Annotated in this window: 13 protein-coding genes; 8 read left to right on the forward strand and 5 right to left on the reverse strand. The window is 71.1% G+C overall.

Features of this window, described 5'->3' with window-relative positions; genetic code table 11:
* Window positions 1-4,953, reverse strand: a complete 4,953-nt coding sequence (locus ACFY2X_RS06775; RefSeq protein WP_389933369.1) for an amino acid adenylation domain-containing protein — start codon at window positions 4,951-4,953, stop codon at window positions 1-3.
* Between the two features lie 146 nt (window positions 4,954-5,099).
* Window positions 5,100-5,300, reverse strand: a complete 201-nt coding sequence (locus ACFY2X_RS06780; protein WP_389933372.1) for an MbtH family protein — start codon at window positions 5,298-5,300, stop codon at window positions 5,100-5,102.
* A gap of 227 nt (window positions 5,301-5,527) precedes the next feature.
* Between ACFY2X_RS06780 and ACFY2X_RS06785 the strand changes: the two genes are divergently transcribed.
* Together ACFY2X_RS06785 and ACFY2X_RS06790 are read left to right on the forward strand one after the other, a co-directional pair.
* On the forward strand, window positions 5,528-6,046 hold the full coding sequence (locus ACFY2X_RS06785) for a YbhB/YbcL family Raf kinase inhibitor-like protein (RefSeq protein ID WP_389933375.1): 519 nt from the start codon (window positions 5,528-5,530) through the stop codon (window positions 6,044-6,046).
* A 130-nt stretch (window positions 6,047-6,176) separates the two neighbouring features.
* A complete protein-coding gene (locus ACFY2X_RS06790) occupies window positions 6,177-6,572 on the forward strand; it encodes a hypothetical protein (RefSeq protein WP_389933378.1) in 396 nt (131 codons plus the stop codon).
* Here ACFY2X_RS06790 and lysA read toward each other — a convergent pair.
* Window positions 6,563-7,843: a diaminopimelate decarboxylase gene (lysA, locus tag ACFY2X_RS06795; protein WP_389933381.1), complete on the reverse strand. Its 1,281-nt coding sequence runs from the start codon at window positions 7,841-7,843 to the stop codon at window positions 6,563-6,565. The two genes, ACFY2X_RS06790 and lysA, sit on opposite strands and share 10 nt — an antisense overlap.
* 143 nt (window positions 7,844-7,986) lie before the next feature.
* Here lysA and ACFY2X_RS06800 point away from each other — a divergent pair, with 143 nt between their 5' ends.
* The 5 genes from ACFY2X_RS06800 to ACFY2X_RS06820 all read left to right on the forward strand — a co-directional run bounded on the left by ACFY2X_RS06800 (window position 7,987) and on the right by ACFY2X_RS06820 (window position 13,296).
* Window positions 7,987-8,871 carry an ABC transporter substrate-binding protein gene (locus ACFY2X_RS06800; RefSeq protein ID WP_389933384.1) on the forward strand — a complete coding sequence of 295 codons (885 nt, stop codon included), beginning with the start codon at window positions 7,987-7,989 and terminating at the stop codon, window positions 8,869-8,871.
* Window positions 8,868-9,782 carry an amino acid ABC transporter permease gene (locus tag ACFY2X_RS06805; protein WP_389933386.1) on the forward strand — a complete coding sequence of 305 codons (915 nt, stop codon included), beginning with the start codon at window positions 8,868-8,870 and terminating at the stop codon, window positions 9,780-9,782. The genes ACFY2X_RS06800 and ACFY2X_RS06805 overlap by 4 nt, the downstream gene beginning before the upstream one ends.
* Window positions 9,782-10,546 carry an amino acid ABC transporter ATP-binding protein gene (locus tag ACFY2X_RS06810; protein ID WP_389933389.1) on the forward strand — a complete coding sequence of 255 codons (765 nt, stop codon included), beginning with the start codon at window positions 9,782-9,784 and terminating at the stop codon, window positions 10,544-10,546. Before ACFY2X_RS06805 ends, ACFY2X_RS06810 begins: the two co-directional genes overlap by 1 nt.
* Before the next feature lie 232 nt (window positions 10,547-10,778).
* The gene (locus tag ACFY2X_RS06815; protein WP_389933392.1) at window positions 10,779-12,383 is read left to right on the forward strand and encodes an amidohydrolase family protein; all 1,605 of its coding nucleotides are present in this window, start codon (window positions 10,779-10,781) and stop codon (window positions 12,381-12,383) included.
* Between the two features lie 115 nt (window positions 12,384-12,498).
* Window positions 12,499-13,296: a serine hydrolase gene (locus ACFY2X_RS06820; protein ID WP_389933396.1), complete on the forward strand. Its 798-nt coding sequence runs from the start codon at window positions 12,499-12,501 to the stop codon at window positions 13,294-13,296.
* 47 nt (window positions 13,297-13,343) lie between these two features.
* Here the strand turns inward: ACFY2X_RS06820 and ACFY2X_RS06825 are convergent, their stop codons facing one another.
* Together ACFY2X_RS06825 and ACFY2X_RS06830 are read right to left on the reverse strand one after the other, a co-directional pair.
* Entirely contained in the window at window positions 13,344-14,255 is a 912-nt protein-coding gene (locus ACFY2X_RS06825) for a LysR family transcriptional regulator (protein WP_389933399.1), read from the reverse strand.
* An 81-nt stretch (window positions 14,256-14,336) separates the two neighbouring features.
* On the reverse strand, window positions 14,337-15,266 hold the full coding sequence (locus ACFY2X_RS06830) for a siderophore-interacting protein (protein WP_389933402.1): 930 nt from the start codon (window positions 15,264-15,266) through the stop codon (window positions 14,337-14,339).
* 180 nt (window positions 15,267-15,446) lie between these two features.
* On the opposite strand from ACFY2X_RS06830, the gene ACFY2X_RS06835 reads away from it, so the two are divergent.
* On the forward strand, window positions 15,447-15,896 hold the full coding sequence (locus tag ACFY2X_RS06835) for a hypothetical protein (RefSeq protein ID WP_389933405.1): 450 nt from the start codon (window positions 15,447-15,449) through the stop codon (window positions 15,894-15,896).
* The last annotated feature ends 85 nt before the right edge of the window (window positions 15,897-15,981 follow it).

The raw sequence follows: 15,981 nt of genomic DNA on the forward strand, positions 1-15,981 counted from the left end.
TTACTGGTTCTGTCCCTCGATGTCCGCGATCAGCAACGCCTCGACGGCATCGGCCAGCTTCTCGAGAGTGGGGTTGGTGAAGATCGCGTCGATCGGGACCTCCAGGTCCACGGCCGCCCTGATCCTGGCGACGACCCTGATGGCCAGCAGGGAGTTGCCGCCGAGCGCGAAGAAGTTGTCGTGCACGCCGGCCCGGTCCACACCGAGCACCTCGGCCCAGACCTCCGCGACCAGCTCCTCCGCCTCGGTCCGGGGCCCCTGCGTCACGACGACCGGCTCCTGCCACGCGGGGGCGGGCAGCGCGTGGCGGTCGACCTTGCCGTTGTGGTTGAGCGGCAGTCGGTCCAGCACGACGAAGGCCGACGGCACCATGTAGGCGGGCAGTGTCTCCTGGGCGTGGCTTCGCACCCGCGCGGAGAGCTCCTCCCGGTCCTCGTCGCCGGAGGCGGCGGTGTGCGGGACCAGGTAGGCGACCAGGCGTTTGTCTCCGGGCTGGTCCTCTCTGACCAGGACCGTGAGCTGGGCCACGGCGGGGTGCCGGGCGAGGGTGGCCTCCACCTCGCCGAGCTCGATCCGGATGCCGCGGATCTTGACTTGGTCGTCGGCGCGTCCGAGGTAGTCGAGGAGGCCGTCGGGGAGGCGGCGGACGAGGTCGCCGGTGCGGTACATGCGTGTTCCGGGTTTGCCGTGGGGGTCGGCGACGAAGCGTTCGGCGGTCAGGCCCGGGCGGCCGAGGTAGCCGCGGGCCAGGTGATCTCCCGCGAGATAGAGCTCGCCGGGCACGCCTGCGGGCACCGGCTGCAGTTTCTCGTCCAGGACGTATGCGCGCGTGTTGTCGAGCGGGCGGCCGATCGGGACGACGGCGCCGGGGTCGGTCACATGGTGGGCGGTGGCGTAGATGGTGGTCTCGGTGGGGCCGTAGCCGTTGTGGACGTTGCCGCCCGCCCGCAGGACGCGCTCCACCGTGACGGGGGAGGCGGCCTCGCCCGCGATCCACAGTTCCGGGACGGCGGCCAGTACGGCGGGCGACTCCTCGGCCAGCACGTTGAACAGGCCGGTCGTCAGGAACACCCCGGTGACGCGTTCCTCCTCAAGTGCCCACCGCACCACCGACGCGTCCACCACCCCGGGCGGGGCCACGACGACGGTCCCGCCGTTCAGCAGCGGCACCCACAGCTCGTACATGGAGACGTCGAAGGAGGACGCCGTGTGGAACAGGACCCTGCGGTGTTCGGGACCGTGCCAGAGGCGGTCGGTGGCGAAGGCGGCGACGTTGCGGTGGGTCACCGCGACGCCCTTGGGCACCCCCGTCGAACCGGAGGTGAACATCGCGTACGCCAGCCGGTGCGGGCCGATCTCCAGGCCGGGGCTCTGAGGATCGCTCTCCGGCCCCACCACCATGGCGTGGACGTGCTCCATCAGCTCGTGCCCGGCGAAGACCTCGTCGGTCAGCACGACCCGGGCGCCGGTCTCCTCGACGACCCAGCGCATCCGCCCCACCGGGTAACCCGGATGCAGCGGCACGTACACCCCGCCGGCCTTCACCACCGCCAGCAGCGCCACCACCACATCCGCCGACCGTTCCATCAGCACCACGACCGGCGACTCAGGTCCGATCCCGGCGGCCGTCAGCCGCCGGGCCAGCGCGTTCGCCCGCGCGTCCAGCTCCGCCGCCGAGAGCCGCACCTGCCCGCAGACCACCGCCTCGGCGTCCGGATCCGCCGCCACCCGCGCCTCGAACAGCTGGGCCAGGCTGCCCGGGGGCGTCGGGACCGCCGTGTCGTTCCACTTCTCCAGCAGCGTGTGCCGCTCCTCCGGCGAGAGCAGTTCCACCGCGCCCACCCGGACGTCCGGATCCGCCGACACCGCCTCCAGCAGCCTCACCAGCCGCGCGGCGATCGACTCCGCCGTGTCGCGGTCGAACAGGTCGGCTGCGTACTCCAGCACCCCGTCGACTCCGGCGGGGGTGGCGTCGGAGTCGAAGCGCTCGGTGAGGCCGAACAGCAGGTCGAACTTGGCGCCGCCGAAGCCGTACAGCGAGTAGGCGGGGTCCGGCACCGCCGTCAGGCCCGGCAGCCCGGCCTCGCCGTCCGGGGTGTTCAGGAGGGCGAGCATCACCTGGAAGAGCGGGTGACGGCCGGGCACCCGCGTGGGGTTGAGCGCGTCGACCAGGTTCTCGAACGGCACGTCCTGGTGCGCGTACGCCGCCAGGTCCGTCTCCCTGACCCCGGCCAGCAGCTCTCGGAAGCTCGGGTCCCCCGAGGTGTCGGTGCGCAGCACCAGCGTGTTGACGAAGAAGCCGACCAGATCGTCCAGCGCCTCGTCGGTACGGCCGGCCACGGGTGCGCCGATCGGCACGTCGGTTCCCGCCCCCAGCCGGGTCAGCAGCGCCGCCAGCCCGGCCTGCACGGCCATGAACAGCGTGGCCTGGTGCGCTCTCGCGACGGCGAGCAGCCGCCCGTGCAGCTCAGGTGAGAGCCTCAAGGGCACGGTCCCGCCCCGATGCCCGGTCACCGGCGGCCGGGGCCTGTCGGCGGGCAGCGCCAGCTCCTCGGGCAGCCCTGCCAGGGCCTTCCGCCAGTAGCCGGTCTGCGTGCTCATGAGGCTGTCCGGGTCCGCCGCGTCCCCGAGCAGCTCGTGCTGCCACAGGGCGTAGTCCGAGTAGCGCACGGGCAGCGGCTCCCACGCGGGGGCCTCACCGCGCGTCCGGGCCGCGTAGGCCAGGGCCAGGTCACGCCTGAGCGGGTCCAGCGACCATCCGTCGACGGCGATGTGATGAAGCAGCAGGACCAGCACGTGCTCGTCGTGCTCGCCGGGGGCGCCAGGCCGCAGGGCGAACAGGCACGCCCGTACCGGCAGCTCGGACGCGAGGTCGAAGGCCCCCGTCACCGCCTTGTCGATCGCGGGGCCGAGCTCCGCCTCGTCGATCTCCGTCACCGACAGCTCGGGCACGGCGTCCAGCACCCGCTGCCACGGCCGGCCGTCCCGCGAGGGGAAGACCGTCCGCAGCGTCTCGTGCCGCCGCGCCACATCCCCGAGGGCGGCCTCCAGCGCGGCCCTGTCCAGCCGCCCGGACAGCCGCAGGACCAGCGGGACGGTGTAGACCCCGCCCCGCTCCCCGAGCTGGTCGACGATCCAGAGCCGGTGCTGGGCGAAGGAGAGCGGCGGCTGTTCCTGTTCCCCCGTGCGGACGAGCGGCGGCCTGGTCCTGCCGGCGCCCTCGCTCCTCGCCGCCTCGACCCTGGCCGCGAGTCCGGCGACGGTGGGAGCCTCGAAGACCGTCCGCACCTGCAGCTCGACGGAGAGCGCCGCCCTGATTCCGGTCACCACGCGCATGGCCAGCAGCGAATGCCCGCCCAGGGCGAAGAAGTCGTCGTCGATCCCGACCCCCGGTACGGCGAGCACCTGCGTGAACAGCCCGCAAAGGATCTCCTCCACCGGAGTGCGCGCTGCCCCGCCGGAGGCCGCGGTCTCGGGGGCGGGCAGTGCGTGGCGGTCGACCTTGCCGTTGTGGTTGAGCGGCAGCCGGTCCAGCACGACGAAGGCCGACGGCACCATGTAGGCGGGCAGTGTCTCCTGGGCGTGGCCTCGCACCCGCGCGGAGAGCTCCTCCCGGTCCTCGTCGCCGGAGGCGGCGGTGTGCGGGACCAGGTAGGCGACCAGGCGTTTGTCTCCGGGCTGGTCCTCTCTGACCAGGACCGTGAGCTGGGCCACGGCGGGGTGCCGGGCGAGGGTGGCCTCCACCTCGCCGAGCTCGATGCGGAAACCGCGGATCTTGACTTGGTCGTCGGCGCGTCCGAGGTAGTCGAGGAGGCCGTCGGGGAGGCGGCGGACGAGGTCGCCGGTGCGGTACATGCGTGTTCCGGGTTTGCCGTGGGGGTCGGCGACGAAGCGTTCGGCGGTCAGGCCCGGGCGGCCGAGGTAGCCGCGGGCCAGGTGATCTCCCGCGAGATAGAGCTCACCCTCCGAGGCCGGCTGCAGTTTCTCGTCCAGGACGTAGGCACCGATCGCATCCAGCGGGCGGCCGATCGGGACGCTGCCCGGAGACGGCTCTCCCGCCCGGTGGGAGACCGCGAACGTCGTCGTCTCGGTGGGCCCGTAACCGTTGTTGACGGCACCACCGGCGAGGATGACCCGCTCCACAGCGGCGGGGGAGGCGGCCTCGCCGCCGATCCACAGTTCCGGGACGGCGGCCAGTACGGCGGGCGACTCCTCGGCCAGCACGTTGAACAGGCCGGTCGTCAGGAACACCCCGGTGACGCGTTCCTCCTCGAGCGCCCACCGCACCACCGACGCGTCCACCACCCCGGGCGGGGCCACGACCACGGTCCCGCCGTTCAGCAGCGGCACCCACAGCTCGTAGGTGGAGGCGTCGAAGGCGAACGGGGAGTGCGACAGCACGCGGTGATGCCCCCGCCAGCGGTGGTCGGCGGCGAAAGCCGTGATGTTGCGGTGGGTCACCGCGACGCCCTTGGGCACCCCCGTCGAACCCGAGGTGAACATCGTGTAGGCCAGCCGGTCCGGATCGACCGGTGACCCCGGATTCTCCCTTTCGCTCTCCGTCCCCACCGTCATGGCGTGGACGTGCTCCATCAGCTCGTGCCCGGCGAAGACCTCGTCGGTCAGCACGACCCGGGCGCCGGTCTCCTCGACGATGTGGCGCATCCGTGCCACCGGCAGGCTCGGGTGCAGCGGCACGTACATCCCGCCGGCCTTCACCACCGCCAGCAGCGCCACCACCACATCCGCCGACCGTTCCATCAGCACCACGACCGGCGACTCAGGTCCGATCCCGGCGGCCGTCAGCCGCCGGGCCAGCGCGTTCGCCCGCGCGTCCAGCTCCGCCGCCGAGAGCCGCACCTGCCCGCAGACCACCGCCTCGGCGTCCGGATCCGCCGCCACCCGCGCCTCGAAAACCTCGGCCAGGCTTTTTCGGAAAGAGAGCGGATTCACAGAGTCTCCAGATATGTGGCACGTCGATATGACGGAACGGGGGAGAATGACCGGCGAGGCGAACGCCGGTCGATCACCTGGAAGAAAGGCACGCCTGAACGCGACCGACAGTGGACGCTGCGTGAAAACGGGAGCTCAGGAGCCGTTCAAGGCGTCGAGAGGCTGCGGGGCCGTATGTCGGCCCAGTTCGCGTTGATGAAATCCAGACATCCCTGCCGGGAGTCTTCCCCGTGTACGAGATCCCAGCCGCGAGGAACCTCGACGGCCAGGGGCCAGAGAGAGTGCTGCCCCTCGGCGTTGGTCAAGACGAGATAACGGCCGTTCTCATCATCGAACGGATTGCTCATGGGAAACTCCGTGCTGTTGGATACGGTCTTTTGAACCATTTCGTCTTCGTCGGAACGCAGGGTTACCGCATATCACCGGAAGGCGACCGATCCCATTATCTATGTGACTAATGCCCCAAGTGCGGAGTATGCCGCTAAATCCAGTGGCAATGTCAACCCTTGACAAACAAGAAAAAAGCCAGCAAGATCCACTGCGGCCGGGCGGTCCCGGCGGGAACGGGGGAACGATGACTCAGCGCGCGCCGCTGCCCTATGACTATCTGCGACAGGTTCCGGCGTTCACGATCGCCAGCGACGACCTCGTGGACGGGGGTGTGCTACCCGACGCGCACGTTTACGAGCTGGGCAACCTCTCCCCGCACCTGCGCTGGTCGGGCGCCCCGGAGGGGACGAGAGGCTACGCGGTCACCTGCTTCGACCCCGACGCCCCCACCGGCAGCGGCTGGTGGCACTGGCTGCTGGTCGACATCCCGGCCGACGTGACCGAACTGCCGCGCGGTGCCGGGAGCGGCGCGATGGAGGGGCTGCCCGAGGGGGCGATTCACGGCCGAAACGACTACGGCGCCTTCGATTTCGGCGGGGCCGCCCCGCCTCCCGGGCCGCCGCACCGCTACGTCTTCGCCGTCCACGCCCTCGGAGTCGAGAGCATTCAGGTCACTGTGGACCAGACGGCCGCCGTCTTCGCCGGCACGGTCAACCACCATGCCCTGGCCCGCGCGGTGCTCACCGTGGAGTACGGGGTGTGATCCGCCTTCCCCGTGCCTGGCCACGGGAATGTCACCCGGGTTCCATGCGCTCGACGGGACGTGCTCCCCGGCCCCGCCGTACAGGGGAGTGCGCCCACGGGCCGGTGCCGGACGCCCTGCCGTACGGAGGGTGAGCGGTGAACTTCTAATTTTGTCCTTCCGTAAATGGAAATATCGGAAATGGGCACATGACGGGGGTCTGCCGGTCAGGGTGGCCGTCGAAGTCAAGGTGATCTTGCATCGTCTGATCACCGTGAGGTCGCCCCAGGTAACCGTCGGCTCAATCGAGGGGTTGGAGCTCCGCGTCAACTGGGAAGTTGAGCGCGCTCGTCATTATGGGAGCGCTCCCCCTCACCCTGATGGGGACCAGAACGTCATCCAGGCGGTGAGGAAGATCGGCTACGCCGATCCAGGATTCACCGCCAACCACCACAACATGTTTTCCGGCGGTCCGAGCCGGCTGGGCGCCGGCTCGTGCCACGCACCGGTCGGCACGTCCCTTTCCGCGGGCGCCGTTCAGGTGTAGAGGCGCAGCAGGTCCTCCTCGGTCTCGCGGCGCACGAGCACCCTGGCCGATCCGTCGCGGACGGCGATCACCGGGGGCCTGGTCACATGGTTGTAGTTGCTCGCCATCGACCGCTGGTAGGCCCCCGAGGCGGGGACGGCCAGCAGGTCGCCTGGCCGTACGTCGGCGGGCAGCGGCAGATCGCGGACGAGCACGTCGCCGCTCTCGCAGTGCTTGCCGACCACGGTGACCTCGCGGAGGGGGACCGCTGAGGAACGGGAGGCCAGGACCGCGGTGTAGGCGGCGCCGTACATGGCGGGGCGGGGGTTGTCGCTCATCCCGCCGTCCACGCTGACATAGGTGTTGACGCCGGGAATCTCCTTGACCGTGCCCACTTCGTAGAGGGCGACGGTCGTGGGGCCGGCGATCGAGCGGCCCGGCTCCACGGCGAGCCGCACGTGGGCCGGCAGGGCCTCACGCAGCGCCGCGACCACCTCGGCCGGGTGCGGCGGAACCGGGTCGCCGGGGCGGTAGACGATACCCAGGCCGCCGCCGAGGTCGAGCTTGGGAACGGCCACGCCGTGCTCGCGCTCGACGGCCAGCAGGAATCCGGCCATCCGGCGGGCGGCCAGGGTGAAGCCGCCGAGGTCGGTGATCTGCGAGCCGATGTGAGAGTGCAGCCCGGTCAGTTCCAGCGAGACGGTGGCGAGGACACGGCGGACCGCCTCGGCGGCCAGTCCGGCGTTGAGTGAGAAGCCGAACTTCGAGTCGTCGCCTCCGGTGGCGATGAACTCGTGGGTGTGCGCCGCCACGCCGGGGGTGACCCGGATCATCACGCGCTGCCGTACCCCCGCCTCGTCCGCCAGCGCGGCCAGGCGCTCGATCTCGGTGAACGAGTCCACGACCACGCAGCCGACGCCCCAGGCGATGGCGCGGCGCAGCTCGGCGGCGGACTTGTTGTTGCCGTGGAAGACCACCCGTCCGGGGTCCATGCCCCCGGCCGCGGCCACGGCCAGCTCGCCTCCGGTGCACACGTCGAGACAGAGCCCGGTCGTGTCGAGCCAGCGCACCACCTCGGGACAGAGGAAGGCCTTGCCGCCGTAGTGCACCTCCCCGTCGGGGAGCGCGTCGCGCCACTGCGCGCAGCGGGCGAGGAACTCCTCCTCGTCGATGACGTAGGCGGGGGTGCCGAACTCCCCGGCGAGCTCTCGCACACCGATCCCGCCGATGTGAAGTTCATCGCCGGTCCATGCCGCGGTGCGTGGCCAGCCGTTCTCGATCACCAAGCTCATGGGTCGAAGGTAGGGCGTGATGGCTTTCGCCCGATCTCAGCCTCGAAGTCTTCGATGCCAAGACTCACAAGCATTCACCTCTGTTGGGGTCGTTGCCTGGCATCGGCACCATGAGCTCAACCAATCGCAAAGCGGGAGATTTTATGACAAAACGCCTTTCTCTGGTCATTGCTGCCGCGCTGCTCGTCTCGGTATCGGCCGGCGGCTGCGGACGCTCGTCGTCGGGAACCGGCACGAGCGGAGGCGCCGCCTCGACGGCCGGCAAGTCCGCCAGGGATCTGGTGCCCGAGACGGTGCGCGAGGCGGGCGAGCTCCGAATGGCGACCTCGGAGGGCTACCCGCCGATGGAGATGTACAAGGCGGGAACGCAGGAGCTCATCGGCGTGGACCCCGATCTGGCCGCCGCGATCGCGGCCAAGCTCGGCCTGAAGGTCAAGGTCACCAACGCCGCCTTCGACGGCCTGCTCCCCGGCCTGCAGGCGGGGCGGTGGGACGTGGCGATGTCGTCCATGAGCGACACCCAGGAGCGCCGGGCGGCCGTCGACTTCGTCGACTACTTCAACGCCGGCGGAGCCATCATGGTCAAGAAGGGCAACCCCGAGGGCGTCAAGAACCTGGAGGACCTCTGCGGCCGCGCCGTCGTGCTGGCCAAGGGCAGCTCGAATCTCGCGATCGGGCAGCGGCAGGACGACAGGTGCGCCAAGAAGATGCAGATCATGCAGAGCGAGGACGCGCCGACCGGCCTGCTGAGCATCGACTCCGGGCGCGCCGTCGCCACCATCGTCGACTCGCCCGTCGCGGCGATGTTCGCCAAGGAGACCGGCAAATACGACGTGCTGCCCGAGCAGTACGACGCCGGCCCCTGGGGCATCGCGATCGACCGGCGCAACACCGCGCTGCGCGACGCCGTGGTCAAGGCCATGCAGGAGCTGCTGGCCGACGGCGGCTACCGGGCGATCCTGGAGAAGTACGGCGTGGCGGCCAACGCCGTGCCCGAGGTGACGGTGAACACCAAGCCGTGGAATTGACCAAGCCCCCCGGGGCCGTCGAGGCCCCGGACCTGCCGATTGACGCGATCCGGCCGCCGAGGCCCGGCCGGTGGATCGCGGCGCTGCTCGCCGGATCCGCTCTGGTCTGGCTGGCCTACACGATCATCATCAATGAGAATCTGCACTGGGACGTCGTCGCCGGCTACCTCGCGGACGGCAGGATCCTCGGCGGCCTGTGGGTCACGATCCAGCTCACCGTGCTGTCCATGGCGATCGGCCTGGCACTGGGAATCCTCGCCGCGGTGATGCAGCTGTCCGGCAGCCCCGTGCTGCGGGGCGTCGCGGGACTTTACACCTGGTTCTTCCGCGGCACCCCGCTGCTGGTTCAGCTGATCTTCTGGTTCAACATCGGGCTGGTCTTCCCCACCTTCGGCATCGGCATCCCGTTCGACGGCCCCAAACTGGTCGAATGGCAGGCCAACGAGCTGATCACACCCTTCACCGCGGCCCTTCTCGGCCTGGCGATCAACGAGGGCGCCTACATGGCCGAGATCGTCCGGGCGGGCATCCGCTCGGTTGATCCCGGCCAGCGTGAGGCGGCCGAGGCGCTCGGCATGTCGCACCGGCAGGTGCTGCGCCGGGTGGTGCTTCCCCAGGCGATGCGGGTGATCATCCCGCCCACCGGCAACCAGTTCATCTCGATGCTCAAGACCACCTCGATGGTCTCGGTCATCGCCGGAGCCGAACTGCTGACCGTGTCCCAGCGCGTCTACCTGGGTAACTTCGAGGTGATCGCACTGCTCATCGTGGCGTCCATCTGGTACATCGTGCTCACCACCATCGCGAGCATCGGGCAGCACTTCGTCGAGAATCGGTTCGAACGAGGCCACCGGGCGCTTCCGGCCAGGGTCCGCCGTAACCTGCGGCCGTTCGGCGGGGGGAGCGTGTGATGGCCGGACCCATGGTGAAGATCCGCTCGGTGCGCAAGCGTTTCGGCTCCGTCGAGGTGCTCAAGGGCATCAGCCTGGACGTGCCCGAGGGCGGCGTGGTCTGCGTCGTCGGTCCCTCGGGATCCGGCAAGTCGACGCTGCTGCGCTGCGTCAACCGGCTGGAGACCATCGACTCCGGCCGCATCTGGGTGGACGGCGATCTCATCGGCTACGCCGAGCGGGGCGACCGGCTCCATCACCTCCGCCCCGCCCAGCTCTGCCGCCAGCGGCGGGACATCGGCATGGTGTTCCAGCGCTTCCACCTGTTCCCGCACCGCACGGCGCTGGAGAACGTCATGGAGGGCCCGATCGCCGTCAGGGGCGTGGCGAGACAGCACGCCCGGAAACGGGCGCTGGAACTGCTGGAACGCGTGGGCCTGGCCGACCGCGCGGGCCATTACCCGGCCCAGCTGTCCGGAGGCCAGCAGCAGCGTGTGGCGATCGCCCGCAGCCTGGCCATGGACCCCAAGCTGATGCTCTTCGACGAGCCGACGAGCGCGCTCGACCCCGAGCTGGTCCAGGAGGTGCTCGCGGTGATGCGGGACCTGGCCGCCAGCGGCATGACGATGATGGTGGTGACCCACGAGATGGGTTTCGCGCGCGAGGTCGGCGACGACCTCGTCTTCATCGACGGCGGAGTGATCGTCGAGCGGGGTCACCCCCGCGACGTGCTCGCCGCCCCGCGTCACGAACGCCTCCGCGCCTTCCTCGGGCAGGTGCTTTGACATTCCCATCGAGCGGGGAGGCCGGGGATCCCCGGCCGGCCCCGTGCACACTCCCGTCCGGCGGCCGGAGGGATCTTCGCGCCGCCGTCCCACGCCCTGGGACGGTCCGGCACGCCAACGGCCCGGCCGTCACCGCGGGCAAGCCCGCCACAGCGAAAGGAGCCGGCGGACTTCCGATGAACGCCGTTCCCCTCCCATCCGAAGCGCGCCGCGGCATCCCGGTGAGACCCCGGTGACCGGCTTCGACCTGCTGCTGCGGGGCGGCCTGGTGATCGACGGTACGGCGGCGCCCGACGCCGCCCGCCACGCCGACATCGGCGTCCTCGCCGGTCGCCTCACCCTGCTCCCCCCGGGAAGCCCGGCCGCCTCGCGCGAGACCCGGGACATGACCGGTCTCATCCTCGCCCCCGGGTTCATCGACGTGCACACCCACTCCGACGGCGTCGCCCTGCTCGACCTGGGCGCGGACCGCGAGCTGGTCCGCGCCTCCGTCCTGCAGGGGGTGACCACCGAGATCTGCGGCAACTGCGGCTCCAGTCTGTTTCCCGCGCTGCCGGAGCGGCTGGCCGCGATGCGCGCGGAGACCCGGATCTCCTTCGGCGGTGACGTCGGGATGTATGAGGGCTTCGCCGAGTTCGCGGCCGCGCACGCGGCCGTTCCCCGGGCCAACCATCTCGCCTCCCTGGCCGGGCACGGCACGCTGCGCGCCGGAGTGGTCGGTCCCGTCGACCGGCCCGCCACCCCCGGCGAGCTGGAGACCATGTGCGCGCTGCTCGACAAGGCGCTGTCGGCGGGTGCGGCGGGGCTCTCGACCGGCCTGATCTACGCCCCCGGCACCTACGCGGACACGGACGAGGTGGTCGCGCTGGCAGCCGTCGCGGCCAGGCACGGCAAGCCCTATGTCACCCACCTGCGCGACGAGATGTCCCGCGTGGAGGAGGCGTTGGAGGAGGCCGTGGAAATCGCGCTCAGGAGCGGCGCCCCGCTGCACCTGTCCCACCATAAAACCGCCGGCAAGCATGCCTGGGGACGCACCGAGCGCACTCTGCCGAGGATCGCCGCCCTGCGCGCCGAAGGCATGGATGTGACCTGCGACGTCTACCCCTACACGGCCGGAAGCACGGCGCTGGCGGCGATGCTCCCGCCCTGGGCCTCCGACGGCGGCCTCTCCGCGCTGACGGCACGGCTGGCCGACCCCGGCCAGCGTGACCGGATGCGCCTGGCCATCGCCGAAGGCGTCCCCGGCTGGGAGAACACCGTCGGCAACGGCGGATGGGACCGCATCTCGGTCGCCTGCGCGCCACGCCACCCCGAGACGGAAGGGCACACGATCGCCGAGCTGGCCGCGATCCGCGGCGAGGACCCCCTCGACACGGCGGCAGCCCTGCTCATCGCCGAACAGGGCGAGGTCACGATCATCAGCCACTCCATGGTCGAGGACGATGTGCGGCGCGTGCTGGCCGCGCCGTACTCGATGATCGGCTCCGACGGCGTGCCCAAGCCAGGCGGCCGTCCCCACCCGCGCTGGGCGGGGACGTTCCCGCGCGTGCTCGGGCATTACGTCAGGGAACTGGGACTGCTCAGTCTGGAGACCGCGGTGCACAAGATGACCGGCATGGCCGCGGCCAGGTTCGGGCTGGCGGGGCGCGGCGTGATCAGCGACGGCGCCCATGCCGACCTGGTGGTCTTCGACCCCGCCGCGGTCGCCGACGGCGCCACCTTCACCGCCCCGCTCGTCCCGCCGGCCGGCGTTCACTCGGTGATCGTCGCGGGGGAGACCGTGGTCCGTGACGGAGCCGAGACTGGGGCCCGGCCGGGGACGGTGCTGTCGGTATGAGCGAGAACTCCGGGATCGGCCGCGATCGCGGCCTTCGAAGGAAGCGGTCCTGGAAGGAGGCGGGCTCGGGACGGGTGCGCTTCGGGTGGGCGGCCGGCTGGGGGAGGATGAGACGATGACAGAGACCGACGCGCCGCGTGACGGCGGCTCGTGCACGGTGGCCGTGTCCGTGCCGGGGCTGATCTCCCTCGACGACGACGTCGAGCTGACCCTGGCGAGCACCGGCAAGCTGCTGCTGCTCGCCGAGGCGGCCCGGGGGATCGCCGAGGGGAGACTCGATCCCGCCGAGGTCGTGGAACTTCGGGACGACGACCGCTGCGGTGGTTCCGGGCTCCTCGGAGCCCTGTCCGGCCGCCGCTGGCCGATCGAGGACCTCGCCGTCCTCACCGCGTCGGTGAGTGACAACACCGCGACGAACGCGCTGCTGCGCCGGATCGGCCTGGACCGGGTGGCCGAGGGCGCCGCCGAGCTCGGCTTCGTGCGGACGCGGATCCTCGATCGAATCCGTGAGCCGCGGCTGCCGTCACATCCGCCCGCCTTCGCCATGGGTACGGCGGGTGAGCTCGCCCGGTTCGCCGCCGGGCTCGACGGCAGGCGGGAATGGACCCGACTCCTGCTGGGCTGGATGGCCTGCAACACCGACCGGAGCCTGGTCCCCGCCCTGCTGCCGCACGAACCGGAGGACCGCGAGGTCCCCGGCGTCGTCCCTCCCGGGACGGTCTGGGTGGCCAACAAGACCGGCACCGACGTCGGCGTGCGGGCCGACGTGGGCGTGATGATCGGTGCCGGGCGCCGGATCGGCTACGCCGTGCTGGCCAACGGTCCCGCGGGGTCCGAACACGCCCTGGTGGAGCGCGTCCGCCAGGCGGGCCTGGCCATCGGCCGTCTCACGGACTCGCCGCCCGCGCCCTGACGGGCGGCGCCCGGCGGCACCCGTGCGGTCAGGCGCCGGAGGGATGCTCAGCGCAGGGCGTTGAGCAGCTGGGCCGAGGCGTCACGCAGGTAGCCGATGAAGGAGCGCAGCGCCGGGTTGGGGTTGGTCGGGCGGGTGGCGGCGCCGATCCTGCGATAGAGCCGGGGCCCGTCCAACCGGCACACCTGGATGCCCGGCGCGCCCCGCGCGCCGAGGCTGGGCACCAGCGCCACCCCGAGCCCGGCCCGGACCAGTCCCAGTGTGACCTCGTAGTGGTCGCTGCGGCAGCGGATCATGGGGCTGAACCCTTCCAGCGCGCTGGCCCGCTCCAGCACCGAGACCGGGGTGCCGGTGCCGTAGGTGGTGATCCACGGCTCGTCGGCCAGGTCGGCGAGCCGTACCCGCTGCCGTTGCGCCGCTGGATGGCCCGGCGGCACCACCAGCAGCTGCGGCTCGTCGAACAGGTGGGTGATCTCGACCCCCTCCGGCGGCTTCCACGGGTCGAGCGCGTGCTCGAAGACCACCAGGACGTCGAGCGCGCCACGCTCCAGGTCGGGAAGGAGCTCGTGGGGCTGGCCGAGCACCAGATCGAGTTCCACGGCGGGATGGCGGGCGGTGAAGCCCGACAGCGCCAACGGCAGCAGCCGGTATCCGGCGGAGGCGAAGAACCCGATCCGGAGCTGTCCGGCATCGGCCCTGGCCTGCGCCAGCAGGTCCTTCTCCGCGGCCTCGATGATGTCGAGCACCTCCTGCGCCCGGGTGGCGAGCCGCCGCCCGGCCGGGGTCAGCCGAAGGCTCTGCGCACCCCGTTCGACCAGGCCCACGCCGGCCTCCTCCTCCAGCTTGGACAGCTGGTGGGACACGGCGGACGGCGACAGGCGCAGGGTGCGCGCGGCTGCCGCGATGCTTCCCGTCCTGAAGACCTCCAGAAACACCCGCAGGCGGTTACTGCTCAGCACGGGTACAACGTATCGGCGCGGGCGGCCGGGCGGATCCCCCCAGGTCCGCGAGACGGCGCCGGCCCGCCGCGCGGCCCGTGTTCAGCCGGTCTCCGCGCGCCCCAGCCGCCAGTAGCCCATGAACGCCACCGACGAGCGGTCGATCCCGGCGTCCTGCACGAGGTGGCGGCGGAGCGACCTGATCACGCCGGCCTCGCCGGCCAGCCAGGCGTAGAGGCCGTCACGGCCCGTGGCCTGAGGGACCTCCCACAGGATCTCCGCGTCGACGTCGATGTCCTCCAGAGAGGCGTCCGCGCCGGCATCGGGCACGACGAGCTCGCCGAGAGCGTCTCGTACGGCGGGGACGAGCAGCTCGCCGTGACGGGCCCCCTTCCGGGGCAACCAGGTGATCTCCACACCCGGCCGGACGTCCAGGGCGAGAACGTCGGCGGTCTCGGGGACCTCCAGCAGGACCCTGGCCCGCGCGTCGCCGGAGAGGCTCTCGGCGATGGCGGCGACGGCGGGGACGGCGGTCTCGTCACCGGCCAGCAGCAGGTTCGTCGCCCCGGCCGGTGGGGCCCATTCCTGGCCGCCGACGGGCCCGGGGTGGATCGCGTTGGGGCCGACGACTATGACCGGGTCACCGGGCACGGCATGGGTCGCCCACCGGGAGGCGGGGCCGGTCTCGCCGTGGAGCACGAAGTCGACGTCGAGTTCGTGCCGCTCCGGCCGTACGGCGCGCACGGTGTAGGTGCGGATCGGGTTCCGCAGCTCGGCCGGCAGCGCCCGCCACCGCTGGTACCAGTCGGCTCCGTCGCCGACGGGGGTGAAACCTCCGCCGGGCAGGGGGAACATCATCTTGATCCGCTGGTCGAACCCGTTGTCGGCGAAGTCCAGCAGATCCTCGCCACCGAAGGTGATCCGGACGAAGTTCGGGCTGAGCCGCAGCTTCCGCAGGACTCGGACGTGAAAGACGCGATAGGCCGGGACCTCGCGGATGCGCTCCAGTGTCTGCGGACTTCCGGCTGTCATCGTGGCGCCTTCGCTCGGGAACATGGTCACGAGTAAATTAGCTTTGCCTAACCTAATTAATCAAGCCGGGTTCCCCTTGGCACGCGCTCACGGCCGGTGAGACCGCAAACCGGGCGTCGCATGGTCGAATAGCATGTGGTCGCATTTGTACGGCATGAGCGAAGGGCGGAGCGGGCTTCCATGTTCGACGACAAGACACGGGAGACTCTCCGCAGGCTTCTGGACCTGGCCGAACATCCCGCGACCCCGCAGCCCGAGCGGACCCTGGCCGTCACGCGGATCCGGGCGCTCATCATGGTGCCCGACGACGACGTCCGGCGCGCGCCGGTCACCGGGGCGATGGACGCCGACATCCTCAAGAAGATCCGGCCGCTGACCCGGCGGGTCGACGAGGACCTGGTGGACGAGGTGCACGGGGACCTCTACGCCTTCAGCACCCGCTACCGGATGATCGGCGAGGTCGCCGACGAGATGGCCCGCCTGCTCGAACGCTGGAGCGGCGCCGTCCCCGAGAAGCGGCACCGGCACGAGGACATGGTCCGGGTCATGGCCTCGAAACTCGCCTATCTCCTGGAACGTCGCGACCTGTTCCGCAAGCCCAGGTGGAGCAACCACCCGAGGGCGAAGTAGGCCTCATGGGCCGCGCGGGCGGCCAGGCGCCGCCGTACCGTGCGAAGGCTCCGGGAGGCCGCCGTCGCCGGGACGTCCGGCGGCC

Origin of the sequence: Streptosporangium sp. NPDC000396, from assembly GCF_042898655.1 — a bacterium.
Lineage (GTDB): Bacteria > Actinomycetota > Actinomycetes > Streptosporangiales > Streptosporangiaceae > Streptosporangium.